This is a genomic window from bacterium (assembly GCA_026398675.1).
GTDB lineage: Bacteria > RBG-13-66-14 > RBG-13-66-14 > RBG-13-66-14 > RBG-13-66-14 > RBG-13-66-14.
On sequence record JAPLSK010000366.1, the window covers coordinates 1 to 2,309 of the forward strand.

A 2,309-nucleotide genomic window follows, 5' to 3' on the forward strand; every position below is an offset into this window, starting at 1 on the left:
AGGTCTTCTACCAGGCCGGCATCTTCGCCCCGTCCCTGGCGGCGTCCGTGGTGGCCCTGAACGATGGGGACCCGGCCGTGGCCGCGGCGGTGGCCGTGTACGCCGATAGGCGGGAGAGGGTCTCGGCGCTCCTGGACGGGATGGGGTGGCGGCACGAGAAACCGGGCGGCGCCACGTACTTCTGGCTAAAGATTCCGGGCGGCGAGATGGACGACGTCGCCTTCTGCCGGGGGCTTTTGGAGAAAACGGGCGTCATCCTCACCCCGGGCTCGGCCTTCGGCGAAGTGGGTCGGGGCCGCGTCCGGCTCTCGCTCACGCAGCCCAAGCCGCTGCTGGAGCGCGCCCTGGTCTTGATCGAGAAGTATCTCCGGAAACGATGCGCGTGATAACGAGACAGGCCCTCGTCGCCCTGGGGTCCAACTCCGGCGACCGGCTCTCCAACCTGACCGAGGGCCTGGCCCGGCTCGCGGAAGATGGGGGAGTGAAGGTCGTCAAGGTCTCCGGCGTCTACGAGACCGAGGCCCAGGGCAAGGCCACCGGGGAAGCGTTCTACAACGCGGCGGCGCTCGTGGAGACCGCCCTCGACCCCGTGGATCTCATCGCGCTTCTGGGGCGGATTGAGCGCATGTTCGGCCGCGACGAGGACCGCGGGCGGGAAGACGGCGGACGGCGGCTGGACCTGGACCTCATCTACCTGGGAGACCTGCTCTACGACCGGGACGGTATCGTCGTGCCGCACCCGCGCCGGCGGTGGAGAAACTTCGTCCTAGCGCCGGTGAGCGAGATAGCGCCGGGGTTCGTGGACCCCGAGGACGGGCTGACCGTGGCCGAGCTGTGGGTGAATCTGAAACGAACCGGCGCCCGTGAGCCCGAAAGAGTGGCGGAGTTCGAACGATTTCGCTAACCCGAGGGGGAGACGATGGGAACGGAGCAGTCCATCGAGCGGATGACGGCCGCCCAGATTTCCGCGAAGAAGGCCGAGGGGGCCAAAATCGTCTGCCTGACGGCCTACGACTATTCGAGCGCCCTGGTCTGCGACGAGGCGGAGGTTGACCTCGTCCTCGTGGGCGACAGCCTGGGCAACGTCATCCACGGCGAGCCGACCACCCTCCGGGTGACCATGGACGACATGCTCTACCACACCCGGATAGTTGACCGGGCCCTGAAGCGGGCCATGCTCGTGGGCGACATGCCCTTCCTGTCGTTCTCCCTGGGTGAGATCGAGGCGGTCCGGAACGCCGGCGAATTCGTCGCCTGCGGGGCGCAGGGGGTAAAAATCGAGTGGCAGCCGGGCATCGAGCGCGTGGTCGGGGCGATTTCCGACGCCGGCATCCCGGTGATGGGCCACCTGGGGCTGACCCCCCAGGCGATTCACCGCATCGGCGGGTTCCGGGTGCAGGGGCGCGACGAGGCCCAGGCCGAGCTGATGCTCCGGGAGGCGAAGAAAATAGAGCGGGCCGGAGCCTTCGCCATCGTGCTCGAGCTCATCCCGACGGAGCTGGCGCGCCGCATCACCGAAGCCGTCAAAATCCCAACCATCGGCATCGGCGCCGGGCCGCACACCGACGGCCAAATACTGGTCTTCCACGATATGCTGCACCTGTTGCCGGGGAAGAAGCTCAAGCACGTGAAGCGTTACCTGGACGGCTTCGAGGTGATGAAGAAGGCGGTGGGGGAGTATTCCGTTGAGGTGCGGGGGGGGAGGTTCCCCGGTGAGGAACACGGTTTCAGCTAGACGAGCTTAGCCGGGATTATCAATGTCATTTAATAAAACGCGCTCTTTAATGTAGGGCGGCCCTTCAACGGGCCGCCGATTTCACGTTTCCAGCCTCGACCCTCACCCCAACCCGTAGGCGAGCCTCTCCCTAAAAGGGAGAGGGGGACATGCGGCGGCCCTCACCCCCAAGCTGCGATGACGTAGGGGCGACCCTCCGCGGTCGCCCGTGAATTGCGATGACGTAGGGGCGGACCTTTAGGTCCGCCCGTTTTCTTCGAAGGTATCCCTCACCCCCATCCCCTCTCCCCATGGGAGAGGGGAGGAGCGTTGGTGCGGGTATCCTGACCCGCCCATTGGTTCAACATCCTTCTTGCGCCTAAATGTAGGGCGGGGACTTTAGTCCCCGCCGCATTTGTCTAAGACAGCCTTCACCCTCAAGCTGCGATGATGTAGGGGCGACCCTCCGCGGTCGCCCGCGAATTGCGGTGATGTAGGGCGGCTCCGTGGGATGCATCCCCTGCGGGCCGCCGTTTTTTCTACGTTCCCTACCTCAACCCTCACCCTAACCCTCTCCCTGGGAGGGAGAGGGAAA

At 65.7% G+C, this 2,309-nt stretch carries 3 protein-coding genes; all 3 read left to right on the forward strand.

The genetic code is table 11. The features are described 5' to 3' along the window. Nucleotides 1-386, forward strand: a 386-nt coding sequence (locus tag NTW26_11125; GenBank protein ID MCX7022801.1) for an aminotransferase class I/II-fold pyridoxal phosphate-dependent enzyme, incomplete at its 5' end; no start/stop codon positions are given. Further along, the gene (gene folK, locus NTW26_11130) at nt 377-904 is read left to right on the forward strand and encodes a 2-amino-4-hydroxy-6-hydroxymethyldihydropteridine diphosphokinase (protein ID MCX7022802.1); all 528 of its coding nucleotides are present in this window, start codon (nt 377-379) and stop codon (nt 902-904) included. The genes NTW26_11125 and folK, both read left to right, overlap by 10 nt. Before the next feature lie 15 nt (nt 905-919). Further along, entirely contained in the window at nt 920-1,735 is an 816-nt protein-coding gene (gene panB / locus NTW26_11135; GenBank protein MCX7022803.1) for a 3-methyl-2-oxobutanoate hydroxymethyltransferase, read from the forward strand. Nucleotides 1,736-2,309: the final 574 nt, after the last annotated feature.

What these genes read in the sequence shown, in the direction of transcription:
- folK (MCX7022802.1), top strand. Translation starts at nt 377, where the DNA reads ATGCGCGTGATAACGAGACAGGCCCTCGTCGCCCTGGGGTCCAACTCC.
- panB (MCX7022803.1), top strand. Translation starts at nt 920, where the DNA reads ATGGGAACGGAGCAGTCCATCGAGCGGATGACGGCCGCCCAGATTTCC.